Source organism: Bacillus sp. XT-2 (assembly GCF_025696525.1).
GTDB classification, from domain to species: domain Bacteria; phylum Bacillota; class Bacilli; order Bacillales; family Bacillaceae; genus Bacillus; species Bacillus halotolerans.
Window position 1 is genome coordinate 37,675 of the sequence record NZ_JAHVOC010000003.1, and the last position, 18,771, is coordinate 56,445.

Annotated in this window: 31 protein-coding genes; 11 read left to right on the top strand and 20 right to left on the bottom strand. The window is 40.4% G+C overall.

Translation table 11 applies throughout. The annotated features are described in order from the left end of the window. Window positions 1-14 precede the first annotated feature (14 nt). Both plsY and KXD37_RS10070 read left to right on the top strand, forming a co-directional pair. A complete protein-coding gene (gene plsY / locus KXD37_RS10065; protein WP_127695116.1) occupies window positions 15-596 on the top strand; it encodes a glycerol-3-phosphate 1-O-acyltransferase PlsY in 582 nt (193 codons plus the stop codon). A 93-nt stretch (window positions 597-689) separates the two neighbouring features. Next, window positions 690-977 (top strand): HesB/YadR/YfhF family protein, encoded by a 288-nt coding sequence (locus KXD37_RS10070; RefSeq protein WP_024121590.1) that lies wholly within the window; start codon window positions 690-692, stop codon window positions 975-977. Window positions 978-1,008: 31 nt separating this feature from the next. Here KXD37_RS10070 and KXD37_RS10075 read toward each other — a convergent pair whose 3' ends face one another. The 7 genes from KXD37_RS10075 to acnA all read right to left on the bottom strand — a co-directional run bounded on the left by KXD37_RS10075 (window position 1,009) and on the right by acnA (window position 5,831). After that, complete coding sequence (locus KXD37_RS10075; protein ID WP_010334420.1) at window positions 1,009-1,308, bottom strand: hypothetical protein; 300 nt, start codon at window positions 1,306-1,308, stop codon at window positions 1,009-1,011. Between the two features lie 14 nt (window positions 1,309-1,322). After that, window positions 1,323-1,739, bottom strand: a complete 417-nt coding sequence (locus KXD37_RS10080; RefSeq protein WP_024121588.1) for a YbgC/FadM family acyl-CoA thioesterase — start codon at window positions 1,737-1,739, stop codon at window positions 1,323-1,325. Window positions 1,740-1,819: 80 nt separating this feature from the next. Continuing rightward, entirely contained in the window at window positions 1,820-2,071 is a 252-nt protein-coding gene (gene tlp / locus KXD37_RS10085) for a small acid-soluble spore protein Tlp (RefSeq protein WP_105991921.1), read from the bottom strand. 34 nt (window positions 2,072-2,105) lie between these two features. Continuing rightward, a complete protein-coding gene (gene sspN / locus KXD37_RS10090) occupies window positions 2,106-2,252 on the bottom strand; it encodes an acid-soluble spore protein SspN (protein WP_024121586.1) in 147 nt (48 codons plus the stop codon). A gap of 64 nt (window positions 2,253-2,316) precedes the next feature. Beyond that, a complete protein-coding gene (locus KXD37_RS10095) occupies window positions 2,317-2,442 on the bottom strand; it encodes an FbpB family small basic protein (protein WP_003244964.1) in 126 nt (41 codons plus the stop codon). A 79-nt stretch (window positions 2,443-2,521) separates the two neighbouring features. Further along, entirely contained in the window at window positions 2,522-3,031 is a 510-nt protein-coding gene (locus KXD37_RS10100; protein ID WP_024121585.1) for a redoxin domain-containing protein, read from the bottom strand. Window positions 3,032-3,101: 70 nt separating this feature from the next. After that, window positions 3,102-5,831: an aconitate hydratase AcnA gene (gene acnA, locus KXD37_RS10105; RefSeq protein WP_103671503.1), complete on the bottom strand. Its 2,730-nt coding sequence runs from the start codon at window positions 5,829-5,831 to the stop codon at window positions 3,102-3,104. A gap of 227 nt (window positions 5,832-6,058) precedes the next feature. Between acnA and sspO the strand changes: the two genes are divergently transcribed. From sspO to KXD37_RS10125, 4 genes are all read left to right on the top strand, one after another. Beyond that, window positions 6,059-6,205 carry an acid-soluble spore protein SspO gene (gene sspO / locus KXD37_RS10110; RefSeq protein WP_003221239.1) on the top strand — a complete coding sequence of 49 codons (147 nt, stop codon included), beginning with the start codon at window positions 6,059-6,061 and terminating at the stop codon, window positions 6,203-6,205. 31 nt (window positions 6,206-6,236) lie between these two features. Beyond that, window positions 6,237-6,383: a small acid-soluble spore protein P gene (locus KXD37_RS10115; RefSeq protein ID WP_003221237.1), complete on the top strand. Its 147-nt coding sequence runs from the start codon at window positions 6,237-6,239 to the stop codon at window positions 6,381-6,383. A gap of 78 nt (window positions 6,384-6,461) precedes the next feature. Further along, window positions 6,462-6,854, top strand: coding sequence for an outer spore coat protein CotM (gene cotM, locus KXD37_RS10120; RefSeq protein WP_081638313.1), 393 nt, complete (start codon window positions 6,462-6,464; stop codon window positions 6,852-6,854). A gap of 232 nt (window positions 6,855-7,086) precedes the next feature. Then, a complete protein-coding gene (locus KXD37_RS10125) occupies window positions 7,087-7,515 on the top strand; it encodes a DUF2621 domain-containing protein (protein WP_127695120.1) in 429 nt (142 codons plus the stop codon). A gap of 30 nt (window positions 7,516-7,545) precedes the next feature. On the opposite strand, the gene KXD37_RS10130 is transcribed toward KXD37_RS10125, so the two are convergent. From KXD37_RS10130 to KXD37_RS10140, 3 genes are all read right to left on the bottom strand, one after another. Beyond that, window positions 7,546-8,037 carry a CcdC family protein gene (locus KXD37_RS10130; RefSeq protein WP_081638316.1) on the bottom strand — a complete coding sequence of 164 codons (492 nt, stop codon included), beginning with the start codon at window positions 8,035-8,037 and terminating at the stop codon, window positions 7,546-7,548. Between the two features lie 80 nt (window positions 8,038-8,117). Then, a complete protein-coding gene (locus tag KXD37_RS10135) occupies window positions 8,118-8,480 on the bottom strand; it encodes a response regulator (RefSeq protein ID WP_010334411.1) in 363 nt (120 codons plus the stop codon). Window positions 8,481-8,569: 89 nt separating this feature from the next. Continuing rightward, a complete protein-coding gene (locus KXD37_RS10140) occupies window positions 8,570-9,277 on the bottom strand; it encodes a cytochrome c biogenesis protein CcdA (RefSeq protein WP_095713924.1) in 708 nt (235 codons plus the stop codon). A gap of 220 nt (window positions 9,278-9,497) precedes the next feature. On the opposite strand from KXD37_RS10140, the gene ynzD reads away from it, so the two are divergent. Then, window positions 9,498-9,671, top strand: coding sequence for an aspartyl-phosphate phosphatase YnzD (gene ynzD, locus KXD37_RS10145; protein WP_024121579.1), 174 nt, complete (start codon window positions 9,498-9,500; stop codon window positions 9,669-9,671). A 73-nt stretch (window positions 9,672-9,744) separates the two neighbouring features. Here ynzD and KXD37_RS10150 read toward each other — a convergent pair whose 3' ends face one another. From KXD37_RS10150 to yneA, 6 genes are all read right to left on the bottom strand, one after another. Then, a complete protein-coding gene (locus KXD37_RS10150) occupies window positions 9,745-9,963 on the bottom strand; it encodes a YneF family protein (RefSeq protein ID WP_003221221.1) in 219 nt (72 codons plus the stop codon). A gap of 85 nt (window positions 9,964-10,048) precedes the next feature. Then, window positions 10,049-10,495 carry a sporulation inhibitor of replication protein SirA gene (gene sirA, locus KXD37_RS10155; protein ID WP_095713923.1) on the bottom strand — a complete coding sequence of 149 codons (447 nt, stop codon included), beginning with the start codon at window positions 10,493-10,495 and terminating at the stop codon, window positions 10,049-10,051. A gap of 152 nt (window positions 10,496-10,647) precedes the next feature. Continuing rightward, a complete protein-coding gene (tkt, locus tag KXD37_RS10160) occupies window positions 10,648-12,651 on the bottom strand; it encodes a transketolase (protein ID WP_105954358.1) in 2,004 nt (667 codons plus the stop codon). 174 nt (window positions 12,652-12,825) lie between these two features. Then, the gene (locus KXD37_RS10165; protein ID WP_024121576.1) at window positions 12,826-13,059 is read right to left on the bottom strand and encodes a DUF896 domain-containing protein; all 234 of its coding nucleotides are present in this window, start codon (window positions 13,057-13,059) and stop codon (window positions 12,826-12,828) included. 63 nt (window positions 13,060-13,122) lie between these two features. After that, window positions 13,123-13,776, bottom strand: a complete 654-nt coding sequence (locus KXD37_RS10170) for a recombinase family protein (protein WP_263463511.1) — start codon at window positions 13,774-13,776, stop codon at window positions 13,123-13,125. 17 nt (window positions 13,777-13,793) lie between these two features. Continuing rightward, window positions 13,794-14,105 carry a cell division suppressor protein YneA gene (yneA, locus tag KXD37_RS10175; RefSeq protein ID WP_059291742.1) on the bottom strand — a complete coding sequence of 104 codons (312 nt, stop codon included), beginning with the start codon at window positions 14,103-14,105 and terminating at the stop codon, window positions 13,794-13,796. Between the two features lie 155 nt (window positions 14,106-14,260). Between yneA and lexA the strand changes: the two genes are divergently transcribed. Next, on the top strand, window positions 14,261-14,878 hold the full coding sequence (gene lexA, locus KXD37_RS10180) for a transcriptional repressor LexA (RefSeq protein ID WP_263463512.1): 618 nt from the start codon (window positions 14,261-14,263) through the stop codon (window positions 14,876-14,878). Between the two features lie 393 nt (window positions 14,879-15,271). On the opposite strand, the gene KXD37_RS10185 is transcribed toward lexA, so the two are convergent. Then, window positions 15,272-15,700, bottom strand: coding sequence for a hypothetical protein (locus KXD37_RS10185; protein WP_024121573.1), 429 nt, complete (start codon window positions 15,698-15,700; stop codon window positions 15,272-15,274). Window positions 15,701-15,781: 81 nt separating this feature from the next. Then, the gene (fosM, locus tag KXD37_RS10190) at window positions 15,782-16,204 is read right to left on the bottom strand and encodes a FosM family fosfomycin resistance protein (protein WP_106021651.1); all 423 of its coding nucleotides are present in this window, start codon (window positions 16,202-16,204) and stop codon (window positions 15,782-15,784) included. A 196-nt stretch (window positions 16,205-16,400) separates the two neighbouring features. Between fosM and KXD37_RS10195 the strand changes: the two genes are divergently transcribed. From KXD37_RS10195 to KXD37_RS10205, 3 genes are read left to right on the top strand one after another with little or no spacing between them, the layout of a single operon-like run. Next, on the top strand, window positions 16,401-16,604 hold the full coding sequence (locus tag KXD37_RS10195; protein ID WP_024121571.1) for a DUF892 family protein: 204 nt from the start codon (window positions 16,401-16,403) through the stop codon (window positions 16,602-16,604). Continuing rightward, window positions 16,601-16,900 carry a spore coat protein gene (locus tag KXD37_RS10200; RefSeq protein WP_059335692.1) on the top strand — a complete coding sequence of 100 codons (300 nt, stop codon included), beginning with the start codon at window positions 16,601-16,603 and terminating at the stop codon, window positions 16,898-16,900. The genes KXD37_RS10195 and KXD37_RS10200 overlap by 4 nt, the downstream gene beginning before the upstream one ends. A gap of 8 nt (window positions 16,901-16,908) precedes the next feature. Beyond that, window positions 16,909-17,361: a YndM family protein gene (locus tag KXD37_RS10205; RefSeq protein WP_095713920.1), complete on the top strand. Its 453-nt coding sequence runs from the start codon at window positions 16,909-16,911 to the stop codon at window positions 17,359-17,361. Window positions 17,362-17,383: 22 nt separating this feature from the next. Here the strand turns inward: KXD37_RS10205 and KXD37_RS10210 are convergent, their stop codons facing one another. Further along, a complete protein-coding gene (locus tag KXD37_RS10210; protein ID WP_106021652.1) occupies window positions 17,384-18,142 on the bottom strand; it encodes a poly-gamma-glutamate hydrolase family protein in 759 nt (252 codons plus the stop codon). A 239-nt stretch (window positions 18,143-18,381) separates the two neighbouring features. Next, window positions 18,382-18,693: a hypothetical protein gene (locus KXD37_RS10215; RefSeq protein WP_024121567.1), complete on the bottom strand. Its 312-nt coding sequence runs from the start codon at window positions 18,691-18,693 to the stop codon at window positions 18,382-18,384. Between the last annotated feature and the right edge of the window lie 78 nt (window positions 18,694-18,771).

Below are 18,771 nucleotides of genomic sequence, written 5' to 3' on the forward strand. Positions count from 1 at the left end.
AAGGAGAAATGTAGATGTTAATTGCTTTATTGATTATTTTGGCCTACTTGATAGGCAGTATTCCATCTGGCTTAATCGTAGGTAAGCTTGCCAAGGGAATTGATATTCGGGAGCATGGAAGCGGAAACTTAGGCGCTACCAACGCGTTCCGTACACTGGGCGTAAAAGCTGGTTCGGTTGTCATAGCCGGAGATATTTTAAAAGGGACACTGGCAGCTGCATTGCCTTACCTCATGCATGTTGATATTCATCCGCTCCTTGCGGGAGTCATAGCGGTTCTTGGCCATGTGTTTCCTGTGTTCGCCAAATTTAAAGGCGGCAAAGCCGTAGCAACTTCGGGAGGCGTCTTGCTGTTTTATGCACCTCTGTTATTCATTACAATGGTTGCGGTCTTTTTCATCTTTTTATACTTGACTAAATTTGTCTCTCTGTCATCAATGTTAACAGGGATATATACTATCATATATAGTCTCTTTGTACATGATAAGTATTTATTGATTGTCGTCACGCTGCTTACTGTTTTTGTAATATACAGGCACCGGGCGAATATCAAACGAATTATCAATAAAACAGAACCTAAAGTCAAATGGTTATAAATGTTTAAAAAACTTCTATTTTGACACGAGATAGCCTTATACGTTTATAATAGAGAAAATCAAATGATAACAAAGGGAAAAGGGGGTCCTGTTATGAATATGACAGTTAACGAAGACGCGCTGAATTGGTATAAAGAAGAGCTCGATTTACAAAACGGAGACCAAGTTCGATTTTTCGTCCGCTATGGCGGCTGCAGCAACGTTCAAAAAGGCTTTTCTCTCGGAGTGGCGAAAGATGCTCCTCAAGAAGCAGGAGTCACGGCAGAAGTCGGCGGCATCACCTTCTTTATTGAAGAAAGTGATCTTTGGTACTTTGACAACCATGATCTTCTCGTCAGCTATTCAGAGTCTGCTGATGAGCCTGTATTTGAATACCATTAAGAAAAAGAACGCATATTATATGCGTTCTTTTTTATAAATGAAAACGAGTGAGATGGTCGGTCAGATTTTCTTGTTCTAAGATATATTTTTGCGTCTCGCCCAAAAGATCAAAGTGGGGAAATTCGCTTTTTTTATGTATCCATTCTTCCTTCAAACCGTACGCCGCACCCCATTGAACCAGCTTATCAATATCTGCACAGCCTGCTTTTGTCACGGTTTTAGATTCGGGGAAACGGTCATCCAGCCAATAATGTGTTAAAAATGCGATTTCCCCTCTTTTGACTGCCTTCTTCCAGCGGTTAACTTCCTCCCGTTTCACGCCAAATGCCATATGTCATTCACTTCCTATTTTTTGGCCTTTTCATATGCTGCGTGCCAATCGGGGAAAGCCTTACGAAACTGAATCGGTTTAAAACTTTCTTTATCCACACAAATATGAGATGATTTCGCTTGAATAGATAGCTCACCAGCCGGATTATAAATATGGTAGCCATATATGGTTTTAAAGCCGTTGTATTCCTCAATCCATGTGTGCACCACCGCAGTTTCTCCATAGTGGAGGGGTTTTTTGTAGGAAATATTGATATCAACGACTGGAGAAAGCACGCCTTTCTTTTCCATATCACTGTACAAAAAGCCTAGGTCTTTAATGAGTGCCGTCCTTCCGACCTCCATCCAAACAAGATAATTCGCATGATACACGATCCCCATTTGATCTGTTTCGGCGTAACGCACTTCTATTTCTGTTTTTGATACATGCAAGATACTCTGCTCCCTTAATCAGTTTAGCCCCATTTTACCACATCCAAATCAGAAAGAAAAAAACCAGGTTTCCCTGGTTTTTACGAACGGTATCCGTTTTCTCTCGCTTCGGATTCGTCTTGAATTTCATTGCGAAATGCTTCGATGCTCTCTTCCCGTCTTGCGTTTTTTTCTTTGATGCGCTGCTTATCTTCTCCTGAAGCAAACTCCATTGATTCCTTTGCTTCTTCTATATTTTCGATTGTATTTTGGACCATATCCTGCAGTTTCTCTACGTTATCGGAACGGTCGTCAGGATTGGGCTGCTGATATTGATTTTGGTTTTTTGTCATTGGATGGACCTCCTAGAATAAAATCAATCCGGCGCTATTCGCCTTTCGTCTGCATGATAATTGGCTGCTGACCAGAAGTATCGTGCATTTTTTCCCCTTTATTGCGTTTATATTTAACAGGCTTTGTACCCAAGTGGCTTGGAGCATATTGAGGCTGACCGTTTTTCTTGTTGTTTCCCATGTTTATCCCTCCTCAACAAATAGGATTCTCAAAAGGAGGGGCAAACATGAATACAAATTAAAGGTTATTTTTGCTTAAATCGCTGTTCAAGCTTTTCCTCAAGCTGATTTAAATATTCCGTATTCGTCATCAGCTCTTTTTTGTTTTCCATGACGAGCTCATGAAAAGAACGTTTTCTCATCTTCTTCACTCTTCTCACCTCCGCGTATTCTTTTATTTTTTCCAATTCTGAAAATTTGTAAGCATGTTTGCACATAAAAAAACTGAATCTAATGAAGATCCAGTTTTTCTTTCATCTCTTTTTTTGTCATGGTCCCGATATGTATGTCTTGAATCACGCCTTTTTCATCTAAAATATACGTAGTTGGGTATGAAAACACATTATAGTCAGCATTAATTCCTTTTTTATCAATCAAAATGGGGAAGGTTAAATGATACGTATCAGCAAAGGTTTGCACCTGTTTCTCGCTTTTCTCAGCTGAAGTGAAATTAACTGCAATAACCGCTACATCTGAGTGCTCCTTTTGCAGTTCCTCCATCGCCGGCATTTCCTGTCGGCACGGTTTGCACCAAGTTGCCCAGAAGTTAAGCAGAACTTTTTTGCCTTTGACATCTGATAAAGAGGTCCTTTCTCCTGATAGCGTTTTCAGAGTGAAGTCAGGCGCTTGCTGTCCCTCTTCAATGCCTATTTCTTTTTTGCTAAATTGCTGATAGATGTTCCAGCACATGTATCCGGCAAGCCCAATCAACAGGATTCCTGCCACCCATTTTTTCAGCATAAATTCACCCCCGGAGCTATCTTATTTCATAAAAAGAAGAGAAAGCAGGCTGCCTTCTCTTCTTCATACATTATGATTGCTTCATTTTTTCGCGAAGCACCATTTGCAGAATTCCGCCATGGCGGTAATAATCAATTTCAACTTCACTATCGAAGCGCACAAGTGCTTCAAATGTTTTTACACTTCCGTCTTCATCAATTGCTCTTACTGTAACGATATCACGAGGGCGTACGCTTTCATCAACATCCACCTCGATCACTTCTTTACCGCTTAAGCCGAGTGTATCCGCATTTTCACCTTGTTTAAATTGAAGCGGGAGCACACCCATGAATACCAGGTTACTTCTGTGAATTCTTTCAAAGCTCTCAGCAATTACAGTTCTAATGCCGAGCAGGTTTGTTCCTTTTGCAGCCCAGTCACGGGAAGATCCCATACCATAATCTTTGCCCGCTAAGATGGCAAGGCCTGTTTTATCTTCTTTATATTTCATGCAGGCATCATAGATTGATGTCACTTCACCAGTCGGCCAGTACGTTGTAAATCCGCCTTCTGTGCCCGGCGCGATTTGGTTTTTGATGCGGATGTTTGCAAATGTTCCTCTCATCATAACCTCATGGTTTCCGCGGCGTGAACCGTAGGAGTTAAAGTCACGAGGTGACACACCTTTTGCTTGCAAGTATTTTCCGGCAGGTGTATCTTTTCCGATTGCCCCTGCAGGAGAGATATGGTCGGTTGTGACTGAATCGCCGAATTTACCGACAACACGAAGGCCTTTTAAAGGTTCAACCTTGCCTGGTTCAACTGACATTTCTTCGAAGAATGGCGGGTTTTGGATATAAGTTGACTCATTATCCCATTTGTATAGCGCTTCATCTGTTGTCTCAATCTCATTCCAGCGTTTGTTGTCATCGAATACTGTTTCGTACTCCTTGCGGAAGAGCTCCGGTGTAACAGTTTGTTTAACAAGTGAATTAATTTCGTCCATTGACGGCCAAATATCGTTGAAGTACACTTTTTGTCCGTCTTTTCCGACACCGATCGGATCCGTCTTCAGGTTAATGTTCACTGTTCCAGCCAGCGCATAAGCTACTACAAGCGGCGGAGAAGCAAGATAGTTACCTTTCACAAGCGGATGAATACGTCCTTCGAAGTTACGGTTTCCAGAAAGAACAGACGTAATCAACAGGTCATTTTTCGCAACTGCTTCTTCAATTTCCGGTGAAAGCGGACCTGAGTTTCCGATACATGTTGTACATCCGTATCCGACGAGGTTAAAACCAAGCTCTTTCATGTATGGAAGAAGGCCTGAATTAACAAGATATCCTGTAACAACCTTAGAACCCGGTGCAAGTGATGTTTTCACGTAGTTAGGCACTTTGAGTCCTAATTCAACCGCTTTTTTCGCCACAAGGCCGGCGCCGATTAAGACGTATGGGTTAGATGTATTTGTACAGCTTGTAATCGCAGCAATAGCGATTGCACCTGTTTTCATGACTGTTTCTTCGCCGTTAAGCAATTTAAATTTAATTTCTTTGTCTTCCTCTTCGGCGTTTAATCCGAATCCTTGGTTACCCGCAGGGCTGACTAAGTGCTTTTTAAACGTTTCCTGCATAGCAGAAAGCGGAATCAAATCCTGAGGACGTTTTGGACCGGAAAGGTTTGCTTCAATTTTAGACAAATCAATTTCAACGACATCAGTAAATTGCGGGTCTTCTACATCTGGAGTATAGAACAAGCCGTTGCTTCTGCAGTATGCTTCTACTACGTCAATATGTTCAGCATCGCGGCCTGTCAAACGCAGATAATTTAGAGCTTCTTCATCTACAGGGAAGAATCCGCATGTTGCACCGTATTCCGGAGCCATGTTAGCGATTGTCGCACGGTCTGCCAGCGGCAGTTCAGCAACTCCCGGTCCGAAGAACTCAACAAATTTACCGACTACGCCTTTTTCACGCAGTACTTGTGTCACTTTTAACGCCAAGTCAGTGGCTGTTGTTCCATTCGGAAGCTTTCCGACGAGTTTCGCGCCGATTACCTCAGGAACAGGGAAATAAGAAGGCTGCCCAAGCATTCCGGCTTCCGCTTCAATTCCGCCGACACCCCAGCCGAGAACACCGATTCCGTTAATCATTGTTGTATGCGAGTCAGTTCCTACCAGCGTATCAGGATACGTAATCAGTTCTCCGTCTTCTTCGACTGCGTGGACAACACTTGCCAAGAACTCAAGGTTTACCTGGTGAACGATACCTGTTGCTGGCGGTACTGCCTGGTAGTTATTAAACGCTTTCTTTGCCCAGCTTAAAAATTTGTAACGCTCTGCATTTCTTTCGAATTCCAAGTCCATATTAATAGCCAGAGCATCTTCTGTGCCCGCTTTATCAACCTGTACAGAGTGGTCGATGACAAGATCAACAGGAATCTCAGGGTTGATTTTGTCAGGATCTCCGCCGACAGCTGCCATTGCTTTACGTAATGAAGCAAGGTCAACTACTGCCGGTACCCCAGTGAAATCTTGTAAAATAACGCGTGATGGTTTAAACGGAACATCGATTTCCTTTAACTCGGCAGTTCCCCATTTTGCCAAATTTTCCACGTGTTCTTTTTTGATGACGAATCCGTCCACTTGACGCAATACAGATTCTAAAAGAACTTTAATGGAATAAGGAAGCTTCGACACATTTCCGATCCCCAAATCTTCCAATGCTTTCAAAGAGTAGTAATGATAAGTTTTCCCATTTGTAGTAAACGATTTTCTCGCTTGGAAAACGTCTTGTGCTGCAGTTTTTTGCTCGTTTGCCATTCTCCAAAATCCCCCTTCAGATCAGTTCATTCTCAGATGAACATTACATTCCATCACAATTTTCTCACAATTTCATATTAAAACAAAATCATACATAAGTAAATATCAATGTTTTTATTAAATACAATAAGATCGGCTTATCAGGGCAAAAAAGCGGGAAATTTTACTGTCTGCACTCTCTCATATTCCTCATTGAAAGAAGCCATATTATGATTGAGGTGATAATGATGGTCAAACGAAAAGCAAATCACGTAATAAATGGGATGAATGACGCGAAAAGCCAAGGCAAAGGCGCCGGCTATGTAGAAAACGATCAGCTTGTACTGACTGAAGCAGAACGCCAAAATAACAAAAAAAGAAAAACCAATCAATAACGTTGAACTCTTTTAAGGAGGTTCTCATTTTATGACCAATAAAAATACAAGTAAAGATATGCATAAAAACGCTCCTAAAGGACACAATCCGGGTCAGCCGGAACCCCTCAGCGGAAGCAAGAAAGTGAAAAACAGAAATCACACAAGACAAAAGCACAATTCAAGCCATGATATGTAATAAAAGCAGACCTTAGCGTCTGTTTTTTTATGCGTTCACCCATTTCTGACCAACTGCATAAGCTAAAGCAAGGTTGATATATGGAGGAATGCTTCCATGACCCATTCAAAACGAAACGATGCTAATGATTTCGATGGCATGGAGGAATGGCTTCGGCAATTTTTTGAAGATCCGTTCGCCTGGTACGACGAAACATTACCTATTGATCTATATGAAACAAGTCAGCAATATATTATTGAAGCAGATCTGTCGGCTATACAGCCGACACAAATCACAATTACCTTGTCCGGATGTGAGTTCATCCTGACGGTTAAATCCTCAGAACAGACTCTTGAAAAACAAATGATGCTTCCTTTTTATTTGAATGACAAGTCGATTGAGACTGAATGCGAAAATCAAATTCTCACAGTTGCCGTCAATAAAGAGACGAATGATGGCTCTTCTTTTTCTCTTCAATTCCCTCTCAGCTAAAATCAAAAGTCACTTTCATCCCCTATAATGAAAGTGACTTTTTTTCCGTCCATTTATCGTCAAATACCCTCTAGTGACTCTCCCATGGCCAAATAGCAGATTCACTATACAATAGAATATGATCTACCATCTCTTTTGACTAGACGTCTATCATTTTTTTCTATTTTTTTTAAACATTGTTCTTCTATTCTTTCTTCATATACAATATGGTTAGTATAAGGGGGAATGATTGATGCTGGAAGGCTGGTTTTTGTGGTTTATTCTGTTTTGGGTGATCACGATGATTGTCTTGTTATCAATCGGCGGATTTTTTATGTTTCGAAAGTTTTTAAAGCGTTTACCAAAAGAGGACGGCAAATCTGAGCTGGATTGGCAGGATTACTATATTGAAAACAGCAGACATCTATGGAGCAATGAAAACAAACAATTTCTCGATGAATTGGTCACACCTGTTCCGGAGCTGTTCAGAGATATAGCTCGAGCAAAAATTGCCGGAAAAATCGGAGAGCTGGCATTAAAAGAAAACGCAGCAGCGATTGATCAGCGGCTTATTATCAAAGGTTATATCCTGGCTACTCCGAAAAGAGACCATACCTTTTTAAAGAAACATCTAAGAGACAAGAAAATCGATATTGAACCTTATCAGGCCTTTCTTAAATAAAAAACCTTTCCCGCAAGGAGGAAAGGTTTTTTAATTCATTTGAATGTCTGCTGACTGAAGCTCGCTTTGAAGTTTTCGGTATGACAGATACATGGCGATTCTCCACGGCACAATCATACCGAAAGCCAGAATCCAAAACATTCCGCTCAGTGCGCCGTAATCAACCGATGTGCTTAAAATTGATTTCATCACAATTCTGATCACTAAAAGGCCGATTAATATAAAGACAAATGCCTTAGAGCGTTTCATGTAAATTTCATTATTTTTAATTTCAAACTTTGAAGTTTTTATAAGAAAAATAGAGAAAATCACGCCTAAAGTGATCGCTTCTAAAAACTCTTCACCCGTTACCCAAAAAACCGGAAATAAAAACATTAACGCCCCCGTACTCATAAAAATCGGCGGGAGAATGATTTTTTTCGGTGAAACGGGCTTATCGGAAGACTTAATTCTGACCACCATCACAGCTGCAGCCATTAAAACAGCAACAATTGATGAAACTATAATCATCATACTTATCATTCCTTTGTTTTCTCGGAGTGTTGACACTATATACTATACTCCAAAACAATAAAAAAAACCATTTTGAAAAGAAATGACTATCAATTTCCCATAACGCGGTTGACAGCTTCTAATACTTTGGACTCCTCAAACGGTTTGACAATAAAATCTTTGGCCCCAAGTTCAATGGCTTCTGTAACAATTCTTTGCTGGCGCATTGCCGTACACATGATTATCTTTGCTTTAGGGTCAAAGGATATGATCTCACGGAGCGCCTTAATGCCGTTTTTCACCGGCATCGTTATATCCATCGTCACTAAGTCCGGCCGAAGTTTTTTATACAGGTCAGCCGCTTGCTCGCCGTCCGCCGCCTCGCCTGCTATTATGTAATTTGCCTCTTCCAAGATCTCTCTGATTTTTACTCTCATGAACTTGGCGTCGTCTACAACTAAAACTCTTGTCATATTCCCCTCCAAAAATCGAATTCCTCAGGTAATAGTCTTATTGTACCAAAAACAAAAGGATTAGTAGTAGTGCAAAAGTAATTTAACAGTCAGAAACCTGTAAATCCACCAAAAAGATCCGACAGCAAAATAATGATCAAGTTCATCCAGTCAAAAAATAGCAAGACCCCAATAACAATCATAAGTACACCGCCCGCTTTCATGATCAAAAGCTGATTCTTCCTGATCCACTTCAGTTTCGTGATGAAGAACGACAATAATACAAACGGAACGGCAAATCCGAGAACATATAGCATCATATACGGTATCGCTGAGCCAGGATTCGTACCTGCTAATGTGATAACAGCCCCCAAAATGGGACCGGTGCAAGGCGTCCATCCGGCCGCAAAAGCCATACCGATTAAAACGGAACCGAAAAAACCGCCTGGCCTATGCTTAAAATGGACTCTGCGTTCTTTCATGATAACCTCAGGCCGAAACACGCCAAGCGTAATAAAACCAAACAAAATAATAAGCAAAGCGCCAACTTGCCGAATGGCATCATGATAATCCCTAAACAGGGTTCCAATAAAAGATGTTCCATATCCTAAAGCTATAAAAATCACTGAAAACCCCAGCAAAAAAAACAGCGTATGGGCCAAGCTTCTTTTTTGCAGCAATAGTTTCTCTGTTTTCACATCATCCATGCTGACTCCTGTAATATATGACAGGAAAGCCGGATAAAGCGGCAGGCAGCAAGGCGAAATAAATGATAAAAATCCCGCGCCGAATGTCAGAAAATAATTCACATCTCCCATGTCATCATCCCTTCATGATTTGACATTCCTTCAAGTTATGACAAAATCATTTCATTTTTTTAACACTTTCACTCGAAGGATTTCTATTTTCAAAAAAAACTTATATAATTTAATTTGACATTGAGACATTGTACTCCTTCTCATTTGAAAATTAGTATAAATATGGATATAATATAAACATTCACTTTTGAAGATCTAATGTATGAAAGGATACATCCCTGTGATTAGAGAGCATCTATTAAATGAAATTGAAAAAAAAAGAGCAGAGCTGCTGCAAATTGTCATGGCGAACGGAATGACATCTCATATTACGATAGAACTCAGTCAGGAGCTTGACCATCTTCTCATACAATATCAAAAGCAGCGCCTTCGAGCAGTAGCGGGTGATGAATGATTGCAAAATAAAAAACCCTTTATCGGGTTTTTTATTTTATAACCATGTTTCTCTATATCATAATCTTTACGTATTATTTCGTTTGATTATTCATGGCTTTCATCATTTGATTGATTTTCTTTTGAGAAGGTTTCATTCCCATTTGCATCATCATCATGCGTAACATTTGTTCATTAATAGGCGGATTCTTTTTAAGGTAGCTCATCATATATTTACGAGCAATAAAAAACCCGAGTGCAACACCTATGAGCAGTGCAACAACGCCCACTAGGATGCCAACCCATAAAGTCATTTTATTTCCTCCTTCATGTTGTCTAGTTTAAAGTGTACTAAACCAAAAGCTATTATACAACATTTACATCTCTTTTTCTTCGGTTTTAGACAAAATTTCTTTCTTTCACCGGATTTAACCACCCATACCGCTTCGTATTGAAATCCATTGCAAGAAAGCAAGGGCTTACTTTGCGAAGAACTTCAAAAAATATCGTTTCCGCCTCGTAATCTCCGTTAGCAACAATTTCAATCATGTGTTCTTTCATCATAAAAGACGCTTGTCCCTTTGCTTTTGGGAGAGATAATCTATAAATATAATCCAGCTGTGTATAGTTTGTATTGTTCAAATTCATTTTTAACCGCTGATGCATATGTAAAATCGGAATGGGTTTCGTAATATATTGAATTTGTTTCTCTGTCATTTCATACTGCTGCCTCGTCAGGCTTGTCCAATGATAGTCTTGAAACAGATCAAACATAACCGATTCCCGCCCGAAATAGTGATTGGCAAATTCCTCTTTGATCAGGTACGTATAGTAGTGACGTTCCATCTTCTCATCCCCTTTTCCAGCAGCATTTCATTTGCATTCTATTATACAAAAGAAGAGAAGAAAGAATTGTCTATTACTGTTAAACAGCCAATACTATTTTTGTCGGATAAACAAGAAAAAGAGGATGATTTGACTCATCCCCTTTGAAAAACTTATTTATTGATTAATGCTTTGACTCGATCCACAACGTTTGCAACTGAGAAGCCGTATTCATTGATAATGGTTTCGCCAGGAGCGGAGGCGCCGAATTTGTCAATACCGAGCACGTCTCCTTCAAGCCCTGTGTATTTGCCCCAGCCAAATGATGAGCCCATTTCAATCGCAAGACGTTTTCTCACATCTGACGGAAGCACGGAGTTTTTGTATTCATCCGATTGTTTCTCAAAACGATCTACTGAAGGCATGCTGACGACAGAAACATCAATATTTTCTTTTGCCAATTCTGCCTGTGCCTCGATTGCGAGGCCAACCTCTGAGCCCGTAGCGATGAGAAGAGCGTCAGGTGTTTCGTTTTTAGACTTAGAAACAACATATGCACCTTTTTCTACACCAGCCAATGCCTCTTCAGCTGTTTGGTCGATTGTAGGAAGGTTTTGACGTGTCAATACAAGCGCTGTTGGGTGATTTGTGCTCTGCACCGCAAGCTTCCAAGCCGCTGCTGTCTCATTACCGTCTGCAGGGCGGATTAAAGAAAGGTTAGGCATTGCCCGTAATGAAGCAAGCTGCTCAACCGGCTCGTGAGTCGGTCCATCTTCACCGACCGCGATACTGTCGTGAGTAAAGACATATGTCACAGGAAGACCCATTAATGCTGCAAGGCGAATGGCCGGACGCAAGTAATCAGAGAAGACAAAGAATGTTCCGCCGAATACACGAAGTCCGCCGTGAAGCGCCATACCATTTAAGGCTGCACCCATAGCAAATTCGCGAACACCAAACCAGAAATTTTTTCCTGAGTAATCAAGCGCTGTATAATCACCGGAATTTTTAATCGTCGTTTTGTTTGATCCTGCTAAGTCTGCAGAACCGCCGACAAAGAACGGAATTTTATTCGCAAGGCCGTTCAGAACTTCACCTGAAGAGGCACGGGATGCCAGACTGCTTCCTTTTTCATAAACAGGCACCTCTTGATCCCAGTCTTTCGGAAGTTCTCCTTTGATAGCCAGCTCAAGCTGTTCAGCGAGTTCCGGATAAATTTCTTTATATTTAGCGAATTGGTCATTCCATTCCTGTTCCTTTTTCTCGCCGGATTCTTTTACTGTTTTTGCGAAATGCTCATATACTTCTGACGGAACGTAGAAATCTTCTTCATACGTCCATGCATAAGCTTCTTTTGTTAATTTACTTTCTTCTTTGCCAAGCGGAGCACCGTGAACACCGGAAGTGCCGGCACGGTTAGGAGAACCGAAACCGATTGTCGTTTTTACTTCAATCAATGTAGGTTTCTTGTCGTTTTGGCGTGCTTTTTCAATTGCCGCAGATAATTCTTCAATATTGTTTCCATCTTCAACGTAAAGAACTTCCCAATTCATCGCCTCGAAACGCTGTTTCACGTTTTCAGAGAATGAACGATCCAGATCTCCGTCCAAGGAGATGTCATTAGAATCGTATAATACGATCAGACGGCCAAGCTGAAGATGGCCTGCAAGTGAAGCGGCTTCAGAAGAAATACCTTCCATTAAATCGCCGTCACCGCAAATGCTGTATGTATAGTGATCGACTACATTGAATGAATCGCGGTTGTAAGTTTCGGCTAAATGGCGTTCTGCGATAGCCATTCCGACCGCCATTGCGATTCCTTGTCCAAGCGGCCCTGTTGTTGCATCAACACCGGCTGTATGTCCGAATTCCGGATGCCCCGGTGTTTTGCTGCCCCACTGGCGGAATCCCTTAAGATCTTCAATGCTAAGATCATACCCGCTTAAATGAAGCATGCTGTATAAAAGTGCTGATCCGTGTCCCGCAGATAAAACAAAACGGTCGCGGTTAAACCACCCAGGGTTTGCCGGATTTACATTCATAAATTTTGTCCATAGCGTATATGCCATTGGCGCTGCCCCCATAGGCATACCAGGGTGACCAGAGTTTGCTTTTTCAATAGCGTCTATTGATAGTGTGCGAATGGTAGCAACTGATTTCTTTTCAATTGTATCCATAAAAATCCCCTTCCTTATATGTTGTACCCTTTCATCATAAATGTCTGACGACTTTTTCTCAACTGTTTCAGCTTAAATTTGAGAGAAACTTGATGAATTTTGTCGCTTGAAGAAAGCGCTGTTGTTTGTAGTATATACAAAAGAGGAATACGATATTGCCGTATTCCTCTTATATTAGTGAAGTCTGTTATTATTTTTTTCTCTTTTTAACTTTTCAGGTGTTACGTCATTGCCTTCAGGATCAATGATTTTTACACTTTTTAATGTGTTTTTCATAGAAGAACGAAATCCTTTTAGGTACTCTTGACGGAGCTTTTGCTGTTCAGCTTTTTCTTCTTCTGTAATAACGCCAGCTTTAGCTTTTGCGGCAAGTTCATTGATTCTGGCAATTTTTTCGTTTGAAATCATGATAAACTCCTTTATTGCATTTTGTCTATATACTACTAAAACAAGAGGAGTTTTACAACTGATTCACTCGCCTGTCTGCTCATTCTCTATGTATTCCTGAAAACGCCGATGGACTGTCGCCTTTGACACATCATAGCCAAAACCTCTCAACGTAGCCGCGATTTCAGCAAACGTCAGTTTATTCGCTCTCAACCGGACAATCTCCGAGATCGGAACTTCTATTCTTTCTTTTCCGCTGTTTTCATGCTGGTTTTTCAGGTTCTTTTGTGGCTTAAAACCATTTTTCACTGCGCGTTTCATTCCGCGTTTAATTTTTATGTTGTGGATTTTCCGCTGGTATTCCTCCACAATGCTGACGATTTCCAGCACCATAGAGTCAGCCTCTGATAACTCCAGCTCACCTCTGTGAGCGGTCGTATATACTTTCACACCTTCCCTGTAAATACAATGAAGAAGTGCAATTTTCGCGTTTCCCCGGCCGAGTCTTGTTTCATCCTGAACTAAAATCACATCAATATTTGAATTCTTGATATGATCAAGCAAATCAAATACACCATCCCGGTCCATTTCATATCCGCTGGCTTTTTCAGAAATCACTTTGACGACTTCCATGCCGTTCTCGGCAGCAATGGCCGTAAGCTCCTCCTCCTGCCGCTTTAATGAGGTTTCTTGCTGTTCTTTATTTGTGCTTACTCGGGCATAAATGAGTGCTTTCACCTTTCTACCTTTCCTCTCTATTTAACAGTAGCCAGTTCGTATGCAGCCGGGTGTTCCTTTTTTAATGGAATCACCAATTCATCCCCCGGCTGAATCTCAGACGTCTGGAGATTATTTTTTTCAGCTACCCATTCAACAAAATCACTTTTATTTATCTTTTTTGAGTCATCCACCTGATCAGCAAGCGACCAGAGCGTATCCCCAGACTGAACTTTTATTTTAACATATTGATTAAGCTCCTGGTCGCTGCTTGTATATGACAACAGAAGGATAACCACGCTTAGAATCACAGTGAACAGGCCGACAAAAATAATAGATTCTTTATTCATGATAACAACCTCCGACAAGAATGTTTGTTCGCTTTTTATAATTTCAGTATATACGAACAAATGTTTCTGTCAATTGTTTTCTTCGAACCTATGTTTGTACTGTCAGGAAAATCATGCTATAATCTATTTAAAATCGACGTTTAGAGGTGCAAAAAATGACGAAGCTATCAAAAAGGCAACTTGATATCCTCCGTTTTATTAAAGCAGAGGTTAAATCAAAAGGATATCCGCCTTCGGTTAGAGAGATCGGAGAGGCTGTCGGCCTCGCGTCCAGTTCTACTGTCCACGGCCATTTGGCCCGTTTGGAAACAAAAGGGCTGATTAGACGCGATCCGACAAAACCAAGAGCGATAGAAATTCTGGATGAAGAAGTAGAGATTCCAAAAAGCCAAGTCGTTAATGTACCGGTAATCGGAAAAGTAACGGCGGGCTCACCTATTACAGCGGTTGAAAACATTGAAGAATACTTCCCGCTTCCTGACCGTATGGTTCCTCCGGATGAGCATGTGTTTATGCTGGAGATCATGGGTGACAGTATGATTGACGCAGGTATACTTAATAAGGACTATGTTATTGTAAAACAGCAAAACACGGCGAATAACGGTGAAATCGTAGTGGCGATGACAGAAGATGATGAAGCTACGGTAAAACGTTTCTATAAAGAGGATACACACATTCGCTTACAGCCTGAAAATCCAACCATGTCTCCGATCATACTGCAGAATGTCAGCATATTAGGAAAAGTAATTGGTGTGTTCAGAACTGTCCATTAAACTATTGAACTATCAGTTACAAAGAATAAACCCCCTCTTCCTTTGCGGAGTGGGGGTTTTGTTTTTTAAAAAAAGCAGGCTCGCCCTGGCTTAGGTGCGAACCTGAATAGGAGGAAAAAGAACATCATGTTTACACCATAATTATCCATCATTCAATTGTTGAAGTCAAGAAATTTTCTTTCCTTAACGAAACTTTTTTAAAAAAAGTGCTGTTTAAAAAATTAGACGTTCTTTTCTTATAAATGTTTCGATTTTCGGACGTGAAAAGATGAGTTATACTCTCCTCTTTTATATTGAGCGAGGCAAAAAGAAATATACTGAATATTTAGTACATAGTTTATTTAGTTAATTTATTCCGCAAAAAAAGCTCACTTCTTTTCAAAAATGTGAGCATCAATCAAAATTAAAATATTCTACACCATAGCGGCCTTTTACATGAACACTTGCACAGTTTTCTGAATGTTCTTCAGCTAATATTCGATACCGGTGATAAGGTTCAATGGAAACCTTATCGTGAGCGCTAAAGTCAAACCAATTACCGGTGAATTGTTTTGTGCTTAACGTAGTATAATCCCCTGCAAGTCCCATTCGCTGAAGCTTAATGTTAACTGAACAAGTGTTCACTCCTAATATCGTAAATTGGTATCCTAAAAAATAATCCATTGCCGGTACATCACTAATGTTTTCTACATAAAGCGCTTTTGTTCCGTCATTTAGAATAAAGTCGGTTTTATGCTCAAAATGTGAAGTTGCTGCATGAATGGTCCCGGTTCCAAAAACACATAGCAAAACAGCTGTCATGAGCAATATTTTATTTCTCAACTGCAATCCCCCTCCTTTACCATATATTAACCCCAGAAGATAAATATGTATATTCCCTGTTACTCTGTTTCCCGTACTTTTTCAATCGTTAAAATCCATGTGGGTTTTAGCTTGCTTATAATATTGAAGTCTGTCTTGAAGAGTTCCTGTATGGAATTCAAATTTATGGCCGTCAGGATCAGTGAAATAAATTGATTTTCGATCACGTACATCTCGTTCTCTCCCAGACAAAATAGTAACATGAAGGTTTTTTAATTTTGCGGACATTTCTTCAAACTTGCTTTCCTCAATTGTAAAAGCGATATGGGTATAAGAAGCGTTAATATCATTTCTGGGAATGTCACGCTCTTCGTTGAGAGCCAGCCATATGCCGTTTAAATCGAAATATGCAGTGCTCTTTCCTTTAACCAGCAGTTTAGCATCAAAGACATTTTGATAAAACTCGATGGAAGTCAGTAAATCAGAAACAGAAAATAACAAGTGATTGATCCCTTTGATCTCCACTGTGTCTCCTCCTTAGTATTTAAAGATAGATGATTAAAAACCAGTGAATAATTGATTATTTTAACAGAAGCTCATCCCACCCCTTGTGTACGGGCATTGCAGCCAGAAAGTTTCAAACGACCAGCAAAAAATACCAGTGTAAACAAAAGCAATTTGTTCAAAATAAACCATATTACTTCAGAAGGGAATGACCGTTATGAATGGCTACGGCCTTCATGAAACGTTGGAATTGCACGAATTGCTTACGTTTAAGAATCTTTGTTTGACAAAATCTTCAACCATGACGGGACTTGTACAAGATGAAGAATTAAAGAGTATTCTTGAGCAGGATGCTCAAAAAACAAAACAGCAGGTTGCGCGTTTGCAGGAATTGCTGTCAGTGAGAGGTGAACAAGCGTGAATGAGTTCTTTCAAAAATTAGCCGGAATGGGCAGCATGACCGAACAAGTGATCGCAACGGATTTTTTAATATCGGCAAAGACAGGCGTAAGGAATATTGCAGCTGCCATCACAGAATCTTCTTCCCCAGAAGTCAGGGAAACGCTGCAGCAATATTTACATGACGCGATGAATACCCATGAACAAATTTTTCATTATATGGCTGCAAAGGGTTTTTATCATTCTAAAGATTTAACTCAGCAAATAAGTGTCGATCTTGAGGCTGCAGATACCGCTAAAGATTTGCCACAAATATAGGTGATCAAATGAAACATATTATCGCTCTTGCTTCTAAGACAGCTTTAACTCTTGCCCTATTGTATGTGATTTTGGATAGAGTTTACCATGCTTCCTTTTTAAGTGTGCTGTTTATTGCATTTTTCTTAAGCTTTGTAACATACCTTTCCGGTGACATCCTGATCTTGCCGAGAACCAGCAATATGATAGCTTCACTGGCTGACTTCGGACTTTCACTCGTTATTCTTTGGGTCTTTCTTGAAACGCAAACTAGAAACGGTTTCTCACCGTTTGCAGCCGCTCTGATTGCGTCTGTCTGCCTTACTGTTTTTGAATATTTTTTTCACCGGTATTTACTGAAAAATGTGCTGGATGAAACATTCCGAAACGAACTGACTGTCAAAGATAACACCTTGCAATATCAAACTGAGGCATCAGATGAATTGTTTCCTGAAGCCAATGATCAGAAGGACGAAAAATAAGGAGGCGCAAAGCCTCCTTATTTTAATAGCTGTTTTCTATGAAATGGGTCATCACTTCTGTAAAATCATAAAACCTCTCATTTTGAGTCGTGGATCTGCTTTTTAAAGAAAAGATGCCAAACAAAGATTCTCTGAAACCTGTACTCATCTCTAACTGGATGCTCAAACCGGTTTTTGATTTATTCGCTATATTGTTTGGACTTACGCCTGCATGCGGATGATCCGTACCAAGCAATTCAGCCGGAAAACCGGCTTTTTGCAGTTTTGAAACTAATTCTGCCGCTCTTGATCGGTCTGTTCCGCCGATTTGTATCTGTTGGTCCTCTCCTGCATATCCATGCAATGAAATGACATACTCATGACTTGCTACAAGCTTCAGTGCCTGAGGCTCATCAAAATGTGTGCTTGTTATATGCAGTACTGAATTTCCAGACGTCTTCAAACCTTCAAACAAATACATGGAATATTCTTTGCTGAGCTCTCTCGCTAATTCACTTATGCCGCCTTCAATACCTCCTCCGTGAATAGCTAAAACAAGCACAGAGCTGCCGGTTTCTTTTGTGGCAATGTTATAATCTGAAGGATCTTCGTGATTCTTTAGTTCCTCGAAATTCTGATAGATATCCTCTGCATATACAGAAGAAACCGGAACAAACAACAAGAAAATTAACAACAATTTTACATTTTTTAAAGTTGATGGAAAACGTTTGACTATGTTACAATCAACATGCTTCAAGGAATGGAGCAAACGGCGGAGCAGGGATACTTTGGCCGGTTTCATCTACTCCGCCTCAAAACCAAAAACACAGGATGCTGGACTCTTTGAGGCTTTAGCACGAATTATCTCGTCCTCCTTGTTAAATTTTTGTTAAATTCACAATATTATATACCATTAGCCCGGGCGCTGTTCTTCACATTTATGAATTTATACTCCTTAGCAAAAAAGTAAGATCGCACCGGCTTTATTCTCATTCCCCCATTAAATAAAAAAATGCACCCGCCTGCTGGCTTGTGCACCTTTTACTTTCTGTTATTCCTGCGTTTCTTTACTTTATTGAGCTTATTAATGTCTTTTTCAATTTTTCTTATTCTCCGCTTTTGCGGCATGGCTTTTATTTCACTGTAAACAGCAATAAATCCGCTTAAAGTCACTGCTGCAATATAAATGAAACGGTGTTTGATAAAACGGTCAACAAGATCATAGTCACCTGCTTCTTTTTCAAGCCTTTCGATTACATCTTTATCGAATAGCTGATCGACATAAACTTGCTTCATCCCCACTGCAAATCCCGCAGCCAGCCATACAATCAGAAACAAACTGATATAAAACATAAAAACCCTTCCTTCCCCGTCTGTATGAGGTGCAGCATGAAAATGTGCCGAACCGATTGTTTACCGGACGAGAGACTG